This is a genomic window from Neobacillus sp. Soil_C_43 (assembly GCF_057656715.1).
On the sequence record NZ_JBDGJV010000013.1, the window covers coordinates 140,747 to 161,068 of the forward strand.

20 protein-coding genes and 1 pseudogene are annotated in these 20,322 nt (G+C 39.1%); 9 read left to right on the forward strand and 12 right to left on the reverse strand.

Going from position 1 to position 20,322, the window contains the following annotated elements:
- Window positions 1–53 precede the first annotated feature (53 nt).
- Together AC3A54_RS17375 and AC3A54_RS17380 are read right to left on the reverse strand one after the other, a co-directional pair.
- Entirely contained in the window at window positions 54–1,004 is a 951-nt protein-coding gene (locus AC3A54_RS17375) for a hydroxyacid dehydrogenase (protein WP_487655428.1), read from the reverse strand.
- A gap of 1,289 nt (window positions 1,005–2,293) precedes the next feature.
- Window positions 2,294–3,178, reverse strand: a complete 885-nt coding sequence (locus tag AC3A54_RS17380) for a LysR family transcriptional regulator (RefSeq protein WP_335545733.1) — start codon at window positions 3,176–3,178, stop codon at window positions 2,294–2,296.
- A 117-nt stretch (window positions 3,179–3,295) separates the two neighbouring features.
- On the opposite strand from AC3A54_RS17380, the gene AC3A54_RS17385 reads away from it, so the two are divergent.
- The gene (locus AC3A54_RS17385) at window positions 3,296–4,363 is read left to right on the forward strand and encodes a YeiH family protein (protein ID WP_487655429.1); all 1,068 of its coding nucleotides are present in this window, start codon (window positions 3,296–3,298) and stop codon (window positions 4,361–4,363) included.
- 349 nt (window positions 4,364–4,712) lie between these two features.
- Here the strand turns inward: AC3A54_RS17385 and AC3A54_RS17390 are convergent, their stop codons facing one another.
- Genes AC3A54_RS17390 through AC3A54_RS17400 form a run of 3 tightly spaced genes read right to left on the reverse strand, consistent with a single transcriptional unit; the run spans window position 4,713 to window position 6,915 of the window.
- Window positions 4,713–5,420 (reverse strand): DNA alkylation repair protein, encoded by a 708-nt coding sequence (locus tag AC3A54_RS17390; protein WP_487655430.1) that lies wholly within the window; start codon window positions 5,418–5,420, stop codon window positions 4,713–4,715.
- Between the two features lie 56 nt (window positions 5,421–5,476).
- Window positions 5,477–6,055: an RNA polymerase sigma factor gene (locus tag AC3A54_RS17395; protein WP_487655431.1), complete on the reverse strand. Its 579-nt coding sequence runs from the start codon at window positions 6,053–6,055 to the stop codon at window positions 5,477–5,479.
- Window positions 6,056–6,084: 29 nt separating this feature from the next.
- On the reverse strand, window positions 6,085–6,915 hold the full coding sequence (locus AC3A54_RS17400; protein ID WP_487655432.1) for an alpha/beta fold hydrolase: 831 nt from the start codon (window positions 6,913–6,915) through the stop codon (window positions 6,085–6,087).
- Between the two features lie 533 nt (window positions 6,916–7,448).
- Between AC3A54_RS17400 and AC3A54_RS17405 the strand changes: the two are divergent.
- Both AC3A54_RS17405 and AC3A54_RS17410 read left to right on the forward strand, forming a co-directional pair.
- Window positions 7,449–7,568, forward strand: a pseudogene (locus AC3A54_RS17405) (HIT family hydrolase); the annotation flags it as partial.
- Window positions 7,569–7,605: 37 nt separating this feature from the next.
- Window positions 7,606–7,761 carry a hypothetical protein gene (locus AC3A54_RS17410; RefSeq protein WP_335545723.1) on the forward strand — a complete coding sequence of 52 codons (156 nt, stop codon included), beginning with the start codon at window positions 7,606–7,608 and terminating at the stop codon, window positions 7,759–7,761.
- Between the two features lie 128 nt (window positions 7,762–7,889).
- Here the strand turns inward: AC3A54_RS17410 and AC3A54_RS17415 are convergent, their stop codons facing one another.
- Together AC3A54_RS17415 and AC3A54_RS17420 are read right to left on the reverse strand one after the other, a co-directional pair.
- Entirely contained in the window at window positions 7,890–8,675 is a 786-nt protein-coding gene (locus AC3A54_RS17415) for a PhzF family phenazine biosynthesis protein (protein WP_487655433.1), read from the reverse strand.
- Window positions 8,676–9,147: 472 nt separating this feature from the next.
- Window positions 9,148–9,546, reverse strand: coding sequence for a VOC family protein (locus AC3A54_RS17420; protein WP_335545719.1), 399 nt, complete (start codon window positions 9,544–9,546; stop codon window positions 9,148–9,150).
- Between the two features lie 354 nt (window positions 9,547–9,900).
- Between AC3A54_RS17420 and AC3A54_RS17425 the strand changes: the two genes are divergently transcribed.
- From AC3A54_RS17425 to AC3A54_RS17440, 4 genes are all read left to right on the forward strand, one after another.
- Window positions 9,901–10,497: a class I SAM-dependent DNA methyltransferase gene (locus tag AC3A54_RS17425; RefSeq protein ID WP_487655434.1), complete on the forward strand. Its 597-nt coding sequence runs from the start codon at window positions 9,901–9,903 to the stop codon at window positions 10,495–10,497.
- A gap of 246 nt (window positions 10,498–10,743) precedes the next feature.
- Window positions 10,744–11,118, forward strand: coding sequence for a DUF2089 family protein (locus AC3A54_RS17430; RefSeq protein ID WP_487655435.1), 375 nt, complete (start codon window positions 10,744–10,746; stop codon window positions 11,116–11,118).
- On the forward strand, window positions 11,118–11,507 hold the full coding sequence (locus AC3A54_RS17435; protein ID WP_487655436.1) for an SHOCT-like domain-containing protein: 390 nt from the start codon (window positions 11,118–11,120) through the stop codon (window positions 11,505–11,507). The genes AC3A54_RS17430 and AC3A54_RS17435 overlap by 1 nt, the downstream gene beginning before the upstream one ends.
- A 4-nt stretch (window positions 11,508–11,511) precedes the next feature.
- A complete protein-coding gene (locus tag AC3A54_RS17440; RefSeq protein WP_487655437.1) occupies window positions 11,512–11,781 on the forward strand; it encodes a hypothetical protein in 270 nt (89 codons plus the stop codon).
- 28 nt (window positions 11,782–11,809) lie between these two features.
- Here AC3A54_RS17440 and AC3A54_RS17445 read toward each other — a convergent pair whose 3' ends face one another.
- From AC3A54_RS17445 to AC3A54_RS17460, 4 genes are all read right to left on the reverse strand, one after another.
- Entirely contained in the window at window positions 11,810–12,310 is a 501-nt protein-coding gene (locus AC3A54_RS17445; RefSeq protein WP_487655438.1) for a DUF2867 domain-containing protein, read from the reverse strand.
- Between the two features lie 76 nt (window positions 12,311–12,386).
- Window positions 12,387–13,253: an RNA polymerase sigma-70 factor gene (locus tag AC3A54_RS17450; RefSeq protein WP_487655439.1), complete on the reverse strand. Its 867-nt coding sequence runs from the start codon at window positions 13,251–13,253 to the stop codon at window positions 12,387–12,389.
- A gap of 17 nt (window positions 13,254–13,270) precedes the next feature.
- Window positions 13,271–14,434, reverse strand: a complete 1,164-nt coding sequence (locus tag AC3A54_RS17455; protein WP_487655440.1) for an NAD(P)/FAD-dependent oxidoreductase — start codon at window positions 14,432–14,434, stop codon at window positions 13,271–13,273.
- 369 nt (window positions 14,435–14,803) lie between these two features.
- Window positions 14,804–15,130 (reverse strand): YciI family protein, encoded by a 327-nt coding sequence (locus tag AC3A54_RS17460; protein WP_487655441.1) that lies wholly within the window; start codon window positions 15,128–15,130, stop codon window positions 14,804–14,806.
- 536 nt (window positions 15,131–15,666) lie between these two features.
- Between AC3A54_RS17460 and AC3A54_RS17465 the strand changes: the two genes are divergently transcribed.
- Window positions 15,667–17,001 (forward strand): Ig-like domain-containing protein, encoded by a 1,335-nt coding sequence (locus AC3A54_RS17465; RefSeq protein ID WP_487655442.1) that lies wholly within the window; start codon window positions 15,667–15,669, stop codon window positions 16,999–17,001.
- A gap of 89 nt (window positions 17,002–17,090) precedes the next feature.
- Here the strand turns inward: AC3A54_RS17465 and AC3A54_RS17470 are convergent, their stop codons facing one another.
- The gene (locus tag AC3A54_RS17470; RefSeq protein WP_487655443.1) at window positions 17,091–17,489 is read right to left on the reverse strand and encodes a DUF5412 family protein; all 399 of its coding nucleotides are present in this window, start codon (window positions 17,487–17,489) and stop codon (window positions 17,091–17,093) included.
- An 833-nt stretch (window positions 17,490–18,322) separates the two neighbouring features.
- Here AC3A54_RS17470 and AC3A54_RS17475 point away from each other — a divergent pair.
- Window positions 18,323–20,322: LysM peptidoglycan-binding domain-containing protein (locus AC3A54_RS17475; RefSeq protein ID WP_487655444.1), on the forward strand; the 2,000-nt coding region annotated here is incomplete at its 3' end.

Genomic DNA, 20,322 nt, shown 5'->3' on the forward strand with positions numbered 1-20,322 from the left:
CACCTAATAACTGGATAGTCAACAATAATATTTTAATTTTCTAAATATTTTGTTTAGACAGTGCATAAGGAGCGTTCCCCATTGACTACTTTTATTACTTCCTTTGCAACTAATAATGAGGTTCTGATCTGAGATTCATCGGTGAGTCCTGCAATATGTGGTGTGATTGTCGCAGTTTCGCAGGATAAAAGTTGATTAGATGGTGAGATTGGTTCTACTTCAAGGACATCTAAAAAGGCCCCGGCAATTGTTTGGCTATGTAATGCAGTCGCCAGTGCCGGTTCATTAATGATGCCTCCTCTAGAGGTATTGATGATATACGCTGTTGGTTTCATCTTTCTCAATTCGAATTCGGAGATTAAATAGTGCGTCTGAGGTGTTAACGGAACATGTAAGGAGATGAAATCGGACATGGTTAATACGTCATCTAAGGAGTCTTTAAGCAGGATTCCGGTTTCGGAAACAATGTGGTCGTACTCGGTGACAAATGGATCATAACCAATGACCTTCATGCCAAAAGCAAGTGCCCGCTTCGCTACACGATGCGAGATTTCACCTAATCCAATTAATCCAAGTGTTTTGTTGGCGATTTCACCGCCCGTAAACCTCTTGCGGTTCCAATTGCCTGACCTGATATCGGCATCTGCTTGATAAAGCGGCCGGTTCGCACTTAACATGGCCGACAGCACATACTCGGCAACAGAAGTAGCATTGGCATGGCGCCCATATACCACTTGAATCCCTCTTGCTTTCGCAGCTGGGATATCAATGTTATCCATTCCCACTCCCAGGCGGCCGACTACCTTCAAGCGGGTTCCGGCATGTAATAGTTCTTGATCCACTTTTGTTTGATTCCGAACAATAATTGCGTCGTACTCTTTGAATATCTGGAGTAGCTGTGCGCGATTGTTCCATAGACTCTCATCATAGTGCACTTCAAACCCCTGGCGAACTAGTTCCTCAATCCCTTCATTCCAAATTAGTTCTGTTATCAAGGCTTTCATAAATTGATTCCCCTCTCTTGTTTATGGCTCAGTGACCCAACCACTATGATTATATTAAATCACCCGCGGCTAGTTTGGTCAATAGATGATCGGGGCAGGGGGTGGGTTCATTTCTTTTATTTTGGCTGTTTTCGCAAAAGAGTCTTGATATATTTTCTTGCGAAGGCTCTCATCTTCGGACAGGAATACTCCGGTTTGGACCAACTCTGTCCGAAGTTGTCTCAGGTTCTGACAGTCTTTCTCTAGTTTGACTCAACTCTGTCAGAAGTTACCTCTGGTTCTGACAGTCTTTCTCTAGTTTGACTCAGCTCTGTCCGAAGTTACCTCTGGTTCTGACAGTCTTGCTCTAGTTTGACTCAACTCTGTCCGAAGTTGCCTCAGGTTCTTACAGTCTTGCTCTAGTTTGACTCAACTCTGTCCGAAGTTGCCTCAGGTTCTGACAGTCTTGCTCTGGTTTGACTCAACTCTGTCTGAAGTTGACTCAGGTTCTTACAGTCTTGCTCTGGTTTGACTCAACTCTGTCCGAAGTTGTCTCAGGTTCTGACAGTCTTTCTCTAGTTTGACTCAACTCTGTCAGAAGTTACCTCTGGTTCTGACAGTCTTGCTCTAGTTTGACTCAACTCTGTCCGAAGTTGTCTCAGGTTCTGACAGTCTTGCTCTGGTATGACTCAACTCTGTCCGAAGTTAGCTCAGGTTCTGACAGTCTTTCTCTAGTTTGACTCAACTCTGTCCGAAGTTGTCTCAGGTTCTGACAGTCTTGCTCTAGTTTGACTCAACTCTGTCCGAAGTTGTCTCAGGTTCTGACAGTCTTGCTCTAGTTTGACTCAACTCTGTCCGAAGTTGTCTCAGGTTCTGACAGTCTTTCTCTAGTTTGACTCAACTCTGTCAGAAGTTACCTCTGGTTCTGACAGTCTTGCTCTGGTTTGACTCAACTCTGTCCGAAGTTGTCTCAGGTTCTGACAGTCTTTCTCTGGTTTGACTCAACTCTGTCCGAAGTTGTCTCAGGTTCTGACAGTCTTGCTCTGGTTTGACTCAACTCTGTCCGAAGTTACCTCAGGTTCTGACAGTCTTGCTCTAGTTTGACTCAACTCTGTCCGAAGTTGTCTCAGGTTCTGACAGTCTTTCTCTGGTTTGACTCAACTCGGTCCGAAGTTGTCTCCGCTTCTGACTATCTTACTCTCATTTGAACCATCTCTGTCCGAAGTTTTACGAATAGAGCTTTTATTTTAGAGGCGGAGCATAAAGCTACCTTCACCGCAGTAAAGCGGCGGGGGACTGTCCCCAAACCTTCAATCCCCCAAGTACTCCCGCAATGTCTCAATAAATTGCTGCAAAGCCTTCGTTTGATAAGGCGAATGCGTTAGGATGGAGAAATTCCGTTTAAACGGCAATCCTTCCACGTCAACAATATCCAAATAGCCATACATCAGTTCTTTTTTAATGGCCCATTGGGAAAGTAAGCTGATCCCTAGACCGGCCTCAACCGATTCCTTGATGACCTGTGTACTTCCAAATTCCATCACTTTCTTAGGAGTAAAATTCAAACTTTCAAAGAGGTGTTCGGCGGCTTCCCTTGTGCCTGAACCCTTTTCTCGTAAAATCCATGTCTCTTCCCCCAGCTCCGCTATTTTCCTCCTATGACCCTCTTTTAGCAAAGGATGTTGCGATGAAGCGACAATGACCATTCTATCTTCAGAAACGATTTCTACATTGGGTACTTTTTCATTAATATGCCCTTCCACGATACCGATATCTAATTGATGAGTTTGAACAAGATCGATGATTTCTTTAGTATTGTGAATCTGGATCGTCGGTGTAATAAGCGGGTACTTTGCCTGCAGCCTGGCGATAATGTGCGGCAAAATGTATTCGCCAAAGGTATAGCTCGCACCAATCGCGATGGGTCCGCTCGCTTTGTTAGTGAGGTCATCGATTAAATACTGCATATTGGAGTAGAGGGCTAGAATCTCTTTTGCATGATGAAAGACAATTTCGCCAGCCTTATTCAGACGGACAAATTTATTACTCCGTTCCAAGAGCCTGGCTCCAACCGATTCCTCCAGAACTTTAATGTATTGGCTGACCGCCGGCTGGGTCATGTGAAGATCTTCTGCAGCCTTTGAAAAGTTCCCTTTTTCCACGACCTTTACAAACACCTCTAAATAGTGATCCATGGTAACCCCCAATTAATGTATATCAATTTACTTATGATAACTATTATATATCATTATTTTCCTTATCTACAAAACGGGAGTAGGATGAAAGTACAAAATAAGTTGTGGGGTGATTGAATGAGTAGTCAATCAGCAAGAGCCTTATCTTCACACGAAATAGCTGGTCAGCAACAGCAGCAAAAAAAGCCAGAGCCAAAATCCAAAGCCGGTTTGTGGATAGGCGGAATCGCTTTTACCATTGTCATTGCGGCTGCTGGATTTGCGCTTTCGGCCATACCGGGCTTTAACCGAGTCGGACCGATGGCCTGTGCGATTATACTGGCCATCATTTACAGGCAATTTTTTGGATATCCTGAAAAAATAAGAGCAGGAATCCAATTTTCAGCGAGATATTTCTTACGGTTTGCGATTATCTTATATGGATTAAAATTAAATGTCGATGTGATTCTGAACCAAGGTTTGGGATTGGTGGTCCGTGATGCCTGCGTCATCGTTTTTGCGATTCTCGCTACGGTTTGGCTAGGTAAAAAACTGAAAGCGGATTCATCCTTGTCGCTCCTTCTAGGGGTTGGAACCGGTGTATGTGGGGCAGCAGCGATTGCAGCGGTAGCACCCATCATCAAAGCAAAAGAAGAGGATACGGCGATTGGGGTCGGAATCATCGCTCTAGTGGGCACCATTTTTTCCATCGTCTATACGATTATCCGCCCGCTTCTTCCCTTGTCAGCAATTGATTACGGGATCTGGAGCGGAAGCAGCCTGCATGAAATCGCCCATGTAGCTTTAGCTGGTGCTCCTGCGGGTCCCGATGGATTGGCCATGGCACTGCTGGCCAAGCTAGGTCGCGTTCTGCTACTTGTTCCATTATGTTTTATTTTGATGTATTGGATGAAACGAAAAAGTGCAGATGCTGCAGGAGAAACAAAAGTTGATTTTCCGTGGTTTTTGGTGGGGTTCATACTCATGAGCTTGTTTGGCAGTTATGCTGTAGGCACGTGGGTCCCTGTACCAGCAGCCGTTCTAGACGGCATCTCAACAGCAACCACCTTTATCCTCACATCAGCCATGGTCGGACTGGGCCTAAACGTAAGCCTTCGTGACCTCCGAACAAAAGCCCTAAGACCACTAATAGCCATGCTGATCACATCGATCTTTCTGTCGGTTATTACCTTCTTTATTTTATAAGTATAAAAATGGTGCTCAGTGAGTCGATTCATCGATGCTTGAGCACCATTTTCTTTTTTGGGTATCATTTTTGATGAAAACCCTATTGAAATACATCAAATGGAGAACAGTGAGAGTTATTTGGGTTACAAAACCTAATAGACATACATAGAAAAAGGAGGAATCTCTTCTTACTCGTCAGTTTGCTCCATTTACTCGTCTAAATTGGATTATACTCGTCTAATTAACCAATTACTCGTCACTTTCCCCATATTACTCGCCAAGCCTCGGCTCAGAGGGGTAACCATTTATAAAGGATCAGTCCCCTGTCGCTGTAAAGCGGCGGGGGACTGTCCCCAAACTTTTTCTACTAACATCTTACATACTTGCGTTTAAAACCAAGTCTCCCTTGATCGATTCCCTTTTGAATAATTTCGGAAGCATTCAGGATGCTGCTTTTCTTATTGTTCCGCTTAATTTCAACAAGGCCTACTGCCTTTGCGGTTTCAACCGCCTTCTCATGGAGCGGCACATAGGAAATCCCGACGGTGTAGATAAAATTATTCATAGCGGATTTCGTTCGTTCAGGAGCATCATGAATCGTGTTTTCCACTTGATCGAGCATATTCGCAAGCTTACTTGTACTAAACTCCTCGTCCTTACGATTACCCAAAAGCCAGCAGTAACAGCTCCAGCCTGCCGACATTCGAAGCTCTTCCCCGCTTGCGATCCATTTATCGGCAACAGCTTGTGCCAAATCGCTTTCTGCTAAAGTGACAGCAACTACATAATCAGACAGCATATAAAAGTACGCACCATCGATCCAACGATCAAAATCCGCCTCAGTCATTGCCTTGGGGTCCGCAATGACGCCGGCAAAATACATGGCATCGTAGTTCCCGGTCGCGTAAAGCTGCTCGGCCAACGGCTGATTTTTCTTGATTTTCTTTGCCATCGGCTTCATTGCGCCTGTAGCCACACCAAAAACTGGCTCGTGTGCCCCATTGCTTATGTACATCTTTTTACTTCGTTCCTTACCGAGAGCTTCCAGTTCCTGCATAACCGTTTCAAAATCCATCGCTTTGCACTCCCTTCCTTACTAATCATCTCCACTTCATTGTGCCACAAGGGATGTTATCGTGGCAAAAAGGGGACAGTCCCCCGCTGCTGTAAAGCGCCGGGGGACTGTCCCCAAAAAAGGTCATCAAAATTCCACTTATCCCGGTTCAGCTTATGTTTAAGTCTATGTAAGGCGCGATGAAGAGTGACTTTGACCTTGCCCTCAGCACATCCTAGTATATTGGCAGTCTCAACGATGGAGTATCCTTTAATCTTTCGTAAGATAATGATCTCTCGATAGGGTAACTTTAACTCCATTATCGCTCTGTGCAAAATTTGTGCTTTTTCCTTACGATCTAACACTTCTTCAGGAACCAACTGATTCTGGTCAGGTAATGGTAAATCTATCAAACAATTGATTTTCCTTTTTTTTCGATAATGATCAATAATCACGTTACGAGCAATGGTATATATCCAAGTCTTATAAGACGCTTCTCCTCTATAATTGGATAAGCCGCGGAAAGCATTAATAAACACCTCTTGTGTTAAGTCCTCAGCTTCCTCTTTACATTTCGTCACAAATAAAATATAGCGGTAAATAATAGGGCTATATTGATGAAATAGTTCCTCCAAAATAGTATCTTCCAAGCCCATTTTGATGTCCTCCTTCACCTATCAAGCTATCAATTTTGAAAAAAATCCTTAATCATCGCTTGAAGCTGCTTAGGTTGTTCGATCACTGACCAATGACCGCAATTTTTAATTCCCCTTACTTCTATATGAGGGATATAGTTAACTAACTCTTGTTCTAGGATTCCTGGAGTAATGATGTCATGGTCACCTTGTGCAACCATAATTGGGATGTTACTAAGCTTGTTCGCAACCTTTGACACATCATAGTTATCGGCAATGTCTTTACCTATCAGCTCATTTACCCTCGCATTCGATTGGGTTTTCGTCTTCTTCGTTAAGCTTTCAGGCGAGTACACATAATACGGATCGATTATTTTAAAAATCTCAACCACGTCCACCTCTCCCTGATCCACTTTAGGTGATAACTCCTCCAGCCTTATCCTTTCATCCTTTGTTAATCGATTCAGCAGTTCTTTTTCAAAACGAAAATATCCACCCTTTGTCGCACCAACCGCGGCCGTCATAAATAGTTTATTCACATGATTAGGGTATTTGGCAGCATATAAAAGGGCTAACATCGACCCCCAAGATTCACCAATAAGATTCAGTTTATCTATGTTGAAAAATTGACGAAGGGCCTCTAACGTTTCAACCTCTCCATCCATCGTATACTCCTCATTGATTGCTTTTTCTGATTGCCCACATCCTCTTTGATCATAAAAAATCAGTGTAAAGTGTTGGGATAAATCCTGTAAATGAGGTAAAAAAAAGCGATGTTCCCCACCTGGTCCACCATGTAAAAAAATCAAGGGTTCCCCTTTTCCCATTACCTTGGCGTATATCTTTTCATTTCTAAGCGTGATATACCTCTCTTCTCCCATACAAATCCCCACCTTTCTTTTAAAATAAACCGACTAGCTAGTTTATTTAAATTCATTATATCCAATATTTTCTAAAATGTATAGTGAAAGGTGAACGAAAGGGACGGTTGTGTGGTCTTAACCAAGACCAGCACCCGTCTATTCCACCCCATCTTTCGTCATTTCTATATCATTTTCCCTACAGGCTATACTAATTAATCGTTTAGTTAAAATGAGCGTAAACCCATATATATGGCTATTTTCATCACAAATGGGATAAAAAATTTGTCGGCCATTTTTCTTTCTATTTAACAAAATAGTATTACTTTCTATAAAATCGACTTCTTTCCCTTTTCTTCACCCTTTTTCGATAGTAATCAAACGTTTGGTTAGTAGTAGTTAAAATCCTGCTATCATTGGTTATTTGCTAAAAGAACAACAAAAAAACTGTCGAGACCTGGCTGAATCTACTAGGAAAATACCCAACCAATCCGTCCCTAAAGATTCACTATGAATTATAAGCAGGTTTATAGAATACAGAAATAGAATAGTTTATTAAGAAGGTAGCTGCCATGGTTACTAAAGAAAACGGCCTGTAAAGTGATTAAAATCTAGGAAACTATCAGGACTCCAAACACCTACATTGGCATATCGTTTACAGAACACCATTATGATAGCTAGGAAGAATATTGACAGGAGGTAGGTTTACATATGAATGATCAGTATTATGTTAGCTGGGGGACCTTAGCACTAATCAATGCGGGGTTAGCTCAAGGCAAGAACAGAAGTGGATTAAATTGGTTCTTATTATCGTTACTATTAGGTCCCATTGCCACATTTATTATAGTGGTCTGGGATAAAAAATAATGTAAGTTTCGCTTTTCTGAACTAAAGGGGACGTTGATCCAGCAGGGATGAACGCTATTTTTGATGGAGTAATACAATTTGTAAAAGAAAAACTACTGGAACCGCCCCTTCGGTCTTTCACCCCGCTGTCAATTAATCCTAATATTCAATTCAGCTACTGAATATAAAACCGCTCTTCCCGCCATCTTTACTCGTGTATCTTCATGTTTACAATAAAGAGTACCGCCTCTGCTAGATAGTTGCCTTGCAACTAATTCCTGTTTTTCTAATCTTTTTGCCCAAAAAGGAATTAGGCTACAATGTAAGGAACCTGTTACTGGATCTTCGTTTACTTTTAACTTAGGGAAAAACGCTCTAGAAACAAAATCGAATTCACTGCCTTTGGCTGTAACACAAACACCCAATCCTTCTGGTAATCTTTCTAATTGGACAAAGTCAGGATTTACGTTTCTCACATCCTCCTCGGACTCTAGTATAAAAACGAGATCTCTGTTTAAGTATGTCTCATTTGGCTCGATCCCCAAAGCACTAATCATTTTATCAGTAACTGTAATTTTTTCTAAAGGAACAGAAGGAAAATCCAGTTCATACAAATCATCTTGTTTATTTACAATTAACTCTCCACTAATTGTATTGAACTTAACGGTTTCCAACTGATTATCATAATAATTTAGGATGATAAATGCCGTTGCTAACGTGGCGTGCCCACAAAGATTAATCTCTCCTCCAGGTGTAAACCATCTAAGTCGATAATGACCTGCTTCTTTTACTGCAAATGCTGTTTCCGATAGGTTATTTTCAATCGCTATTTTCTGCATGAGATCATCTGAAATCCAATCATTCATAATACATACTCCTGCTGGATTTCCTTCAAAAACCTTCTCTGCAAAAGCATCCACTACAAAATATTTCATCACAATTCCTCCAAGGTACCACAGGGACGGTTCTCATGGTTTTTTTCCATCTCAACCGTTTTTTCACCATATTTTTACTGTTTTCCCTATAGGCTATACTAAATAATCGTTTGGTTAAAACGAGCATAAACTCAATGGTAAAGATAATTTCTTCACAAATGACTTAAAAAGATTGTCGGCCATCCTACCGCGAATTTCCTTCCTATTCGGCAACATAGTCGTTATTTCTCTCAACTCGACTTCTTTCTCATTTCATCCCCATAATCCGATATCAATCAAACGTTTGGTTAAAAGAAGGATGAATACCTGCTACTTATGGGTTCTAGCATGGAAAATAATAAAAAGATTGTCGATTAATAGCCCATTTCACCCATCAGTACCACCAGAACCGTCCCCTTGGCGCCAAGGTATTACCCCTGTTGAAGTAATACCTTTAATTGTAGTATTTATTTAATGAAGACATTTAAGACTTTCACGATGGAAGATTGAGTTGCCACGAGACTCCAAACCGATCATTTAGCCAACCAAATCTCTGACTAAAACCATAATTACCAATTGGCATAAGTGCTTGTCCACCCTCGATAAGTTTCTGGTAAAGTTTATTGATTTCTTCCTCCGTATCACAAGTAACAAAAATAGAGAATGAAGGAGTAAATGAAAACTGATGCTTCAAATTACTGTCAATGCACATAAATTCTTGACCTTTTAAGGAAAAAGTAGCCTGCATGACAGTTCCTTCGTCTCCAGCTTCATTCGCTCCATAGCGAACAATACTTGTAATTTCTGCATCATCAATAATTGATATGTAATAATTCATTGCTTCTTCTGCTTTACCATCTTGGAACATTAAGAATGGTGTAACTTTTTCCATTAAAAATCATCTCCTTAGTAACTTAATAACCCGTTATTTTTCTCCCATAGCTCAACCAGTTTACCTTCAGGATATTTAACTCCCTTCTCTATTTTCTATCATTTTTCGATTAAATTACAAATTCAAGAAATAAAAACAAATTCCTTCTTCAACCAACGTGTCTTGTTACTTAAACAAGAATAAAAGGACCGAAGGGCTACGATTCTTCTTAAACTCTTGCAGCCTAAAGTTATTAGCTCAAACCACAATATCACCCTTCAGTACCACAAGAACCGTCCCCTTGGTTTACCCTTGGTTTATAATTTTTGCTATAATGACCACAATATTGCTATTTAATAAATTGGGGAGTGGAATATGGAAAATAACGTGTTTGAACAGATGGCAAAAAGATATGATACCGAAGAAAGAATGGAATTAGCTAAAGTGATAGTTAAGGAAGTAAGACCTGAATTAAAAAATAGCAAATCAAAATCTTTAATTGACTATGGGAGTGGAACTGGTCTAGTTAGTTTGGAATTATCAGATTTAGTAGATTCCATTTTGTTGGTGGATTCATCTGAACAAATGTTGGAGGTTGCGAAAGCGAAAATTTCTCACAAGAGAATGACCAACGCAAACGTGCTTTATTCAGATTTTACTCAAGGAACGCCTGAACTGAAGGCAGACATCGTGTTAATGTCACTAGTCCTCCTTCACATTCCGGATACAAATAAAATTTTACGAGAACTGTTCTACATTTTAAATGATGGTGGCAAGCTAATTATTGTCGATTTTGACAAAAACGATAAAATACATCATCCGAAAGTTCATAACGGTTTTTCGCATGAGGAACTGAAAAAAAGCTTATCTGAAGTTGGATTTACATCAATTGAAATGAAAACATTCTATCATGGTAATCGTATATTCATGAATCAAGATGCCTCCATGTTTATATCTAGTAGCATAAAATGATCTCACAACCACAGGGACGGTTCTCCCGGCTTTAACAAAGACCTCAAGAACCGTCCCATAGCATCAAAGAGCCACCGGAACCGTCCCCACTGGCACCCACTTTCACTACCTTTCAATCAAATTATTTAATACTAAAATTAAATATATTTATTTTTATTTATTAAAAGTTTATATTTTTTAATTAATGTATTTATTTTTTAAATAAATTGATGTATGATTTAAATATAAATAATGAAGGAGGGAATTATGGCATATCCTCTTATTTCAGAGTGCCCTGTTTGTAGTAAGCAATTAAAGATTACAAAGCTACAGTGTACTCATTGTCATACCACAATTGAAAATGAATTTGAACTCTCTAATTTTGCATCTCTTAGCAAGGAACAGCTTAATTTTATTGAAACTTTTCTAAAGTGCCGTGGAAATATTAAAGAAGTTGAAAAAGAACTTGGAGTATCCTATCCCACCGTGCGTGGGAAATTAGATGACATTATCTCTTCTCTTGGATATTCCACCACGAAGAAGGTCGAAAAAATGGATCGGAAAAAAGTAATTTTAATGCTGGAGAAGGGCGAAATAACAGCCGAAGAAGCGATTGGGCTATTAAATGGGGAGGAATCTTAATGAGTGACGAAATTTCAAGAGTATTAACAATGGTTGAAGAAGGAAAGTTGAACAAAGAGAAGGCTGCTGAATTAATTGAAGTACTGCAAGGAAAGGATAATCAGGTCGTTCTAAATAAACGGACCTCCACCTCCTACTTAAACAAAATGCTAAAAATCCGTGTTACTTCTGAAAATGGTGACAATGTTAATGTTAATCTGCCAATAAAACTCATAAAAGCTGTTTTAAAAGTAGGAGCAAATATTGCTAAAATGATTCCCGAATCCGAAAAGTATGTAAAGGATATCGACGTGGAACTTTTAATTGAGGCGATTGAAAATGAATTGGACGGACAAATTGTAGATGTTACCTCAGCAAAAGGTGACAAAGTACTAGTTATTATTGAGTAATATGATGAAGATAAAAATTAAAATAAGAGACAGACGATTTATTATTCCAGTCCCGTATGCTTTTTTACATCTATCCATTGGGATCCTCACTTCAAAACGGATCCTGGTGCTTGTAAATCGTGCAATTGAGAAAAAAGCAAAGAAAAAGTTTCAAATTCCTGATATAAACAGGAATGATTTGAAGCCTTTGCTAAGGGAACTTTCAAAGCAAAGAGGTCTACTGCTGCTTGAAACAAGCCTTAAAGACGGAACAGAAGTTTCTATTAGGTTATAAGCACAATTCCTTTGTACTGGAATTGTGCTTACATATTCTTCAACATTGCAGGTACTATTACTTTGTGAACTTTTTTAACAATAAAAAAGTACAATTTCCCTATCCAATTATGAAAATATATTACAGTCGAAACAGTTAAGTAATTTAATCCATTCACTTCTTCTACTAAAATGGACACACGAAAATTCAAATGGCGATCATCTTCACCTAGTAATATCTCATGTGAACTACAATTCAATACACGGAATATTCCTATTCTACTTCCCTGTTCTAGTTTTATATTTTCCACTTCAGACCGACTAGATGTCTTTAACCCAATAAAACTGACTATTCGATCACGCACTTTCATTAAGTAAGAAACCCAAGAAGGAACAGTAGTTAAAAACTTTTTGGCTATAAATTTTACATCATAAGTTGATTCACCAGAAAGTAAAACTTTATATGCATCTGAATAATGAATATATGATAAGGATTCGTTTGCTATAGAAGTTTTAGGAACTGACACCTTTTCAACAATGTATTTCCCCATATTATCACCCTTCATAAAAAGTTATTTACAGAAAAAGGTCGGGTTTTATAACATAATTGCTGCAAATTTAGTGGGCTTATAGATATACATGTTGTAGTTTTTCTGGATTCCTCACAATATAGATTTCAGCAATTTGATCGTTTTTAACATGGAAACAAATAACCATTTTGACATTGTCAAATCCCTTTACCAAGAGCCCAGTTGCACCATTTACATTAACGATATTTACAACGGTTTGTTTCTTATCGTTATGTGACAGTAAGTTTCTGATAAAACGGACAACTAGATCTTTGGAATATACTGGCTTTAAGGCAGCATATACTTTTCCGCCACCATCGGAATATAACGTAACATCCTGAAGCAATAATTCTTCAATCTTCTGAATGTTTCCCTGATGTAGTGCTAACACGAATGTCTGTATCATTTTATCTATTTTCGGATTATTCGGGGCTTCCACCTCTTCTTTTATCATCGGAAATTTATTCTTTACCCGGCTAAATACTTTTCTGCAATTAGATTCGCTGCGATTCAAAATTTGCGAAATTGCCGAATAATCATAATCTAGCACTTCCCTAAGGATGAAAACAGCTCTCTCTACAGGTTTCAGTTTTTCCAGCAGCATCAGAATGGCAAATGATATCGCTTCTCCGTTCATCACTTCAGTAATAGGATTGTTATCGTTTAAGATCAATGGTTCTGGGAGCCAGGGACCAGTATATACCTCACGTTTATGCGCGGCAGATTTTAAATGATCAATACATTTGTTTGTAACCATTTTACAAAGGTAAGCCTTCTCATTTTCCACGTGCTCCATCGTTTTTTCTCCTGCCTGCAAGTACACATCATGAACAATATCTTCTGCATCAGAAACAGTGCCGAGCATCCGGTAAGCGATCGAAAATAAAAGTGGCTGAAACTGAGAATATAGTTCCTGAAGCTCCATACCTTTACCTCCTTCCTTTAGTGAGTAATACTGGCAATATCCCAGGTATACTCTCTTATTTTTTCTGCCAATTTACCTGAAAGTACGAAATCAACTCCCCATTTTTGCGTCCATACAAAACCATCGTTCGGACCGAGTCCTATACAAAGAAAATCAGGGTAGGTTTGATGGCAGGTTGCTTGAAATCCCTGAAGATGTGCCTTCATAATTTTAGAAAGTCTTTGAGCCTGGGAAATAGCTTCTTTGCAGCTCATTGCTGCAGCTTTTCCACTTATAGGGTCAACCACATGAACACAGTCTCCAATGGCATAAATATTCTCACTTTCTACTAAACGATACCATGAATCCACTTTTATTTTTCCTTGTTCTGTAAGAGAGAGACCTAAATCGAAAAGGCTAGGATGAGGCTTTAAACCTACTGTCCAAACACACGCATCCGCTTCAAGTTCGGATTTGTCAGAGAAAATGACTTTACCATTTGAGAATTTTTCTGCCTTTTTATTGTGCATTACCTGTATACCCTGTCTCGTTAGCCTGTTCTCAAGCCGTTCACTGATTTTCACTGGAGCTTCATCTATTAATCTCTGTTTATTATTAATAAGAAATAGTTCAATGCTCTTCTGCTTCATCCCTTCTTTTTTAGTTTCATTTTTCAACCATGATCCCACTTCTGCAGCGGTTTCAATTCCTGTAACCCCACTTCCTACTATTGCCAATCGAAGTTTACTATCTGGTGATTCCATCATCCCCAATATATGCTTCCGAATACATTGGGCATTCCTTAAATCATTGAGCGTTAATCCTCCACATTCTGAATTCACTTCACGCAGTACACTGCCCATGGCAAGCACCAAACGGTCAAAATCCAGTTGAATCAATGTTCCATCCTCCCTGATAATGTGAACGGTTTGCTCTTTAGGATAAACTGCTGTTAACTCCCCCTGAATAAACTCAATATCAGAGCCGCAATAATGCTTTAGAGGAACATTTAAATTCGACAAATTTTCATTAACAATCCCCTTAAATAATTTAACCTTTTTAAAATGGAAAGTATTTTTATCAACCAGGATAATCCGAATGCTTCTTTTTAGCTCCCTATGAAACTCTTTCTTAAGTGCTTCGATATGGTTGATCCCAGCATACCCGCCACCTATGACCACGATTGTTTTCTCATTTTTCATTTTAATCGTCTCCTTTTCATCTTCCTAATCACATGACGATTAAAAAAACCATTTTGTGACAGATGAGAGCACCAAAATGATAGCTGTATTATGCTTTCCGTCACTACACCGTTTTGTTCGAGTACGACATACCGATAATTATCTCTGTGGTTTAATTAACTGCTCCTACTTAAATAAGAAATAAACGTTCCTGCTTATTCTGAATGGTTCTATTGTTAATTCGTTTGCTGGGGAAGTCGAATAAGAAAAAAAGACTTCCGCATCGATTACTTCAACAAAAAACAGGACCGCCCGCAAGCGATCCCGTATTCATTCTTGTCCCCGTCAGTACAGCAAAACGGAGGCTTACCCCATAATAATGGGATTATATTATTTCTTTATAACTGCTTTCATAGGATAAAATTCCGTTGTCATTATTCCTGCAATAACGGCGGGATCTTCCGCGATGAGTTTTGGGACTTGTTCCTCATTCTCGACTTCAATAATGGCCAGTCCGTGTGGGGTTGAAGGATTTAGAACGGGGCCGAAAACCAAAGCTATCCCCTGATTCTGCTTGTCCGTCCAGTAGGAGATGTGTTGTAGCATGATATTCCTTTCTTCTTCGGTCATGTCCTGATGAAAAGTTACTCTTGGCGGAGTAGACTTTAACATGAAATGTATTTTTCCCTGATTATTGTTTGAAATGTTGTTCGACATTGTGAATCCTTCCTTCAGTCTGAATTTGGGTACCAGAGGGACGGTTCTCATGGTCTTGTTCCACCACATGAACCGTTTTCCATCATATTTTGACTATTTTCCCTATAGGCTATACTAATTAATCGTTTAGTTAAAACGAGCATAGACTCAATTGTAAAGATGATTTCTTCACATTTGACATAAAAAGATTGTCGGCCATCTTTCCGCGAGTTGCCTTCCTATTCGGCAACATAGTAGTTATTTCTCTCAAATCGACGCCTTTCTCATTTCTTCCACATAATCCGATATCAATCAAACGTTTGGTTAAAAGAAGAATGAATACCTGCTACTTATGAGTTCTTGCATGGAAAATAATAAAAAGATTGTCGAGAATTATTCCATTATCACCAATTAGAACCACCAGAACCGTCCCCTTGGCATTCCATGAAATCGTAAAAAGTGTCAAGATATAAAAGAAAATGACGATGGAAATTACCTGTATATTTGGAAAAAAATGCTATAATTCTCTAGGTAATGTCAATCGAGGGGGAAGTAGCATGAATTTAAAAAAGATTAGTAGTATTTTAGCGCTATCGTCAGGAATATTATTGTTGGGTGGTCTTAATGCAAAAGCTGCATCGTCTTATGACTCTTTTAAGGGTGAAATTTTTAAAGAAAAAGCACACGTTCAAGTAGAAAAAGTAAATGGGTTTGAACATTCAAAACTTGAAAGATTGTTAAAATCACAACAATCTAGGGATTTATTAAAATCACAACAATCAGGCGTATCAAAATCACAAAAATTATCTAATGGTTATTCAACTCAAGATCTAACAGGCAATAGTATTTATGAAGTTGAACCGAATGACTATGTTACCGAAGCAGATTATCTACCACAAGGGGATGTAATCCTAGGTACATTTTATCATCAATATGACATTGACACTTTTGCCATTGAGATTCCTCAAAGTCGCACAATTGCCATCTCTGGGTTAATGTCTCCTACTTCACTATCCGATATTGGCTTTGTTCTCACGGACGAGTTTGATAATATTATTGATCCTGTTGCAACACAATTTGATGACCATCAAATGACAGCAGGGTATAGTCTATCAAGAGGTGTTTACTTTATTCGTGCTCTTAACATTGGGGATTATGTTACGAACGATGTCTATGGTTTAGCGTGGGATTATATTGATCAAACACCTACACAAGACGTTACACCACCACCTGCCCCACAAGTTAATCGTTTTGACGATAATGATACACTCTTAAAAGGTAAAGCAGAACCATATTCCACAGTTGAAGTTTCCTTGAATGGTATGGCTGTTGGAACTGGAATAACAAACGCAAGTGGTGATTTTGAAGCATACCTACCTTCTACATATTCAGTTGGCACAGTTTTAAATGTTACTGCAACTGATCAAGCTGGGAATACAAGTGCTGTAACAAGTGTTACTGTTGTTAGTTCTATTCTAAATGGGTGGATTGTCGAAAATGGTAAAACCTATCATTATACTAAGGGAGTAAAAGATAAAGGTTGGTATTATGATGCTGGCAGATGGTATTTCCTTGACAAACAAACAGGCGTGAAGAAAACTGGTTGGGTATTTGATGGTGGTAAGTGGTACTATCTAAATTCTTCTGGTGTTATGCAAACGGGCTGGATTTATGACAGAGCGTGGTATTATTTAAATAGCAACGGCTCAATGAAAACAGGATGGCTTAAATATGGTGGGAGCTGGTATTACCTAAAATCATCTGGGGCAATGGCACAAGGTTGGATCCAAGTAGGTACAAAATGGTACTATCTCTATAGTAATGGAAAAATGGCATACAGTACTTGGATTGGTAAATATAAATTAGGTGCAGATGGTGCTTGGATTAAGTAGATTAATTGAATCATTTATGGAGAGTGGCTAAGTTGGTCACTCTTTTTTATATCCCAGAGGGTGATTCCACTGGCTCAAAAAAACTCCTCTTATTCGTCATAATACTCAATATTAACCCCATTAACCCTTTTATCCTTTTCAAAGGGTTTAGAGGATTTAGGGTAAATTACCTTTAGATTCTTTTCATCAATCCATTCAATCGTAAAACTTTTATCTGACTTAAATGCATTTCCCCCCTCATTTTCAAAATCATCATCTTTATTCAAAATGGATAATTGAGGTGAAAATCGGGTTGTTGCACCACAATCTCTAAGGAAAACATATGCCACTTTATCCCCATTCGGAGAAGGTACTTCTTTTTGAACCTGATTTCCACACGCAGCTCCAAATACTGTAAACAATATCTTAATAACCCCCATAATTAATGCTAATACAAGGACCAGTACTACAATTAGTGTAATTAAAAGAATCTTTGTATCTTTTTTCATTAAACGTACCCTCCTTGACTAGTAGATTCCATTTTATGTAATCGTATCATTTTATACATAGAATTTCTATGTATTTTATTAAAAATTTTCAGCAAATCAATTTAACCTATTGGGCTAGACTTTTATTAGCTTTCTAACTAAAAATTTTATAGGTAGAATAGAGAGATAAGTTGTTATGGTTACTATTAATATAGAAAAGACATAATTAGAAGCCAGTAAATCGGTTGCGTTTTCTAGGGGATTTAGTAACCCTACTGTCTTACACAAAATTCTGGCAGTGACAGGCACCGGAATTTTATACCTTTTCTGTTTTTTTCACTTACTCCTCACTTTAGATGATTTACTCGTCAAATACTTGATTTACTCGTCCATTTTCTATTTTACTCGTCAAATTTCATTCCTTACTCGTCAATAACCCCCATTTTACTCGCCAACTACTAAACTACACCCCTGATTTGTTTCAAATGAGGGGGCAGAACGACAAAAAAAGGTGATTTACCAGAAAAGGTTCTTATTTGGAGAATAATAGGGTGATATCTTGTTAGGCTTACGACAAAGTTCTTATCCGTCATTTAGTAGAAGGGCTTTGATTATGCAGTTTCTAGCATTGTCAATTAATCGTTTGAATAGTATAGCACATAGGGAAAAGTGACGAGTTTTGTTTAACGGTTATTCTTTATTACTAAAAGTAAGTGAGCTTTTATGTATATGTTTTTTATTTCTAATAAAGAAACGTTTGTAAAAGTCCCATTTATCTACATAGGCAAGTATCTATCCCTTCCTCAAAATGGACACATACACTAATTACGAAACATTTCGAGGAGGAGTGAAACTTGCAAAGATTATTCGGAATGGGATACGGAGGTTATCCCGGTATGGGTTTCGGAGGTGGAATGGGATACGGCGTTTCCTCTAGAATGGATTATGGAGATTACAGAATGGGATATGGCGGGTACCGGCCTGCGTCTAGAATGATTGAGGTTACTTCATTTAAACTTTCTGCTTCTACCGTTGCATACCAAGGTAGTAGTGTTCCTGGCTACACAACAATTGAGTTGCAAACCAACGTGCCAACACGCGGGTATCTTCTTATTGTTGGGAATAACGTACAAACAAAAATTAATTTATCAACTACGGCCTATAAAACCTTACACAAAGTGGATTGGGTGCCATGGGATGATACGAAAAAAGCACCTCTTCCCGCAGGAATATACCAAATCAAGGGATATTTGACGGACCAGGAATTCAATCAAATGCAAGGATATCCGCTTGGGAACCTCACAGTTGTCTCGGAATCAAGTCCCAAGCCATTGATTGATGGCGTTTCTCCCAATCCAGCAGTGTTTTCACCTAAGTACGGACAAACACAAACAAAATCGGTCCAAATTCCGTTTAACTTAAACCGTCCTGCTGAAGTTCAGCTGACAATCCGTAATATAAATGGAGATGAAATATATACTGGCAGCAAGGAAACCCTATCTCCTGGAAGCCGTACGGTAAGCTGGAATGGCACAGATAAAACAGGAAGGATTGTAATGGACGGTAGTTATGAGATTGTTTTTAAAACAATCGAAACAGCCTATAACTATCCTTCCACAATTCCGTTAATCTGGCGATCTGGCACGATTACAATCAAAGATGCGGATTATTATATTCCGGTATCAAGATTAAAAGAAATTGTTACAGATGCTTCCTTCCAATCGCCATCTTTTACTCCTGATGGAGATGGAATAAACGACAAGGTCACTGGACAATTTACACTTGCAGTACCTGCGAAATTATCTATTTATATCGCAAATGCTGCAGGAGCCCACGCCGCTTTACCAGTAAGTGAACAAACATTTGAAGCTGGTACTCATACGTTTGAATGGGATGGCACAGACATCATGGGCGGAAAAGTACCAAACGGAAGTTACTTTATCAAGCTCAATGTGGTAGAAGGCCCAAATAACGGCTATATTACGTTTCCAAGCGCTGTGAAAGTGCAAAACATGTACGAAATCAAACCGATGCAGCCTGAAAAAAGAGTACGCGTCATCAGCGAGACCGCAAAAATGAGCGTTGATCCTGCAGGGCAAGGATATACTGCTATAAAAGGAGACACTTTCCCGCTTATGTCGGAAGCGATAGAGAATGGAAAATACACTGTTCTTGTTAAAGAAGGGGTCACAGGAACAATCAGCGTGAGTGATGTTGAACTTGTCACTGAACCGTCTTCGGCAAAGCAAACGATTGATTATATAGTCGTTAGTGGCGATACCTTATGGAAGATTGCATCCAAGTTCAACACGACCAGCTCTGAAATTGTTACCTTGAACAACCTTGATCCAAACAGTTATCTATACGTAGGACAAAAATTAAAAGTCCCTGCATCTGCACCTGCATCTCCACCTGAACAGCAAGCGGCAACCACTTATTATGTTGTATCTGGTGATACGCTTTGGAAAATTGCTCAAAAATTCGGCGTAACTCCACAAGCAATTGTCGATGCCAATAAGCTGGATCCAACTGCATACCTTTTTATTGGCCAAAAGCTGATTATTCCAGGAGTAGCGCAGCCCGAATTTCCAGCAGTAACCACTTATGCAGTTGTTTCCGGTGATACGCTTTGGAAGATTGCTCAAAAATTCGGCGTAACCACCCAAGCAATTGTCGATGCCAATAAACTGAATCCATCTGCGTACCTTTATGTTGGCCAAAAGCTGATTATTCCGAGCGTGGCACAGCCTGAACAGCCTACGATAACCACTTATGTAGTTGTTTCCGGTGATACGCTTTGGAAGATTGCTCAAAAATTCGGCGTAACCACCCAAGCAATTGTCGATGCCAATAA

Coding starts and splice junctions, on each gene's coding strand:
- AC3A54_RS17375 (WP_487655428.1), bottom strand. CDS start 1,004: ATGAAAGCCTTGATAACAGAACTAATTTGGAATGAAGGGATTGAGGAA.
- AC3A54_RS17380 (WP_335545733.1), bottom strand. CDS start 3,178: ATGGATCACTATTTAGAGGTGTTTGTAAAGGTCGTGGAAAAAGGGAAC.
- AC3A54_RS17385 (WP_487655429.1), top strand. CDS start 3,296: ATGAGTAGTCAATCAGCAAGAGCCTTATCTTCACACGAAATAGCTGGT.
- AC3A54_RS17390 (WP_487655430.1), bottom strand. CDS start 5,420: ATGGATTTTGAAACGGTTATGCAGGAACTGGAAGCTCTCGGTAAGGAA.
- AC3A54_RS17395 (WP_487655431.1), bottom strand. CDS start 6,055: ATGGGCTTGGAAGATACTATTTTGGAGGAACTATTTCATCAATATAGC.
- AC3A54_RS17400 (WP_487655432.1), bottom strand. CDS start 6,915: ATGGGAGAAGAGAGGTATATCACGCTTAGAAATGAAAAGATATACGCC.
- AC3A54_RS17410 (WP_335545723.1), top strand. CDS start 7,606: ATGAATGATCAGTATTATGTTAGCTGGGGGACCTTAGCACTAATCAAT.
- AC3A54_RS17415 (WP_487655433.1), bottom strand. CDS start 8,675: ATGAAATATTTTGTAGTGGATGCTTTTGCAGAGAAGGTTTTTGAAGGA.
- AC3A54_RS17420 (WP_335545719.1), bottom strand. CDS start 9,546: ATGGAAAAAGTTACACCATTCTTAATGTTCCAAGATGGTAAAGCAGAA.
- AC3A54_RS17425 (WP_487655434.1), top strand. CDS start 9,901: ATGGAAAATAACGTGTTTGAACAGATGGCAAAAAGATATGATACCGAA.
- AC3A54_RS17430 (WP_487655435.1), top strand. CDS start 10,744: ATGGCATATCCTCTTATTTCAGAGTGCCCTGTTTGTAGTAAGCAATTA.
- AC3A54_RS17435 (WP_487655436.1), top strand. CDS start 11,118: ATGAGTGACGAAATTTCAAGAGTATTAACAATGGTTGAAGAAGGAAAG.
- AC3A54_RS17440 (WP_487655437.1), top strand. CDS start 11,512: ATGAAGATAAAAATTAAAATAAGAGACAGACGATTTATTATTCCAGTC.
- AC3A54_RS17445 (WP_487655438.1), bottom strand. CDS start 12,310: ATGGGGAAATACATTGTTGAAAAGGTGTCAGTTCCTAAAACTTCTATA.
- AC3A54_RS17450 (WP_487655439.1), bottom strand. CDS start 13,253: ATGGAGCTTCAGGAACTATATTCTCAGTTTCAGCCACTTTTATTTTCG.
- AC3A54_RS17455 (WP_487655440.1), bottom strand. CDS start 14,434: ATGAAAAATGAGAAAACAATCGTGGTCATAGGTGGCGGGTATGCTGGG.
- AC3A54_RS17460 (WP_487655441.1), bottom strand. CDS start 15,130: ATGTCGAACAACATTTCAAACAATAATCAGGGAAAAATACATTTCATG.
- AC3A54_RS17465 (WP_487655442.1), top strand. CDS start 15,667: ATGAATTTAAAAAAGATTAGTAGTATTTTAGCGCTATCGTCAGGAATA.
- AC3A54_RS17470 (WP_487655443.1), bottom strand. CDS start 17,489: ATGAAAAAAGATACAAAGATTCTTTTAATTACACTAATTGTAGTACTG.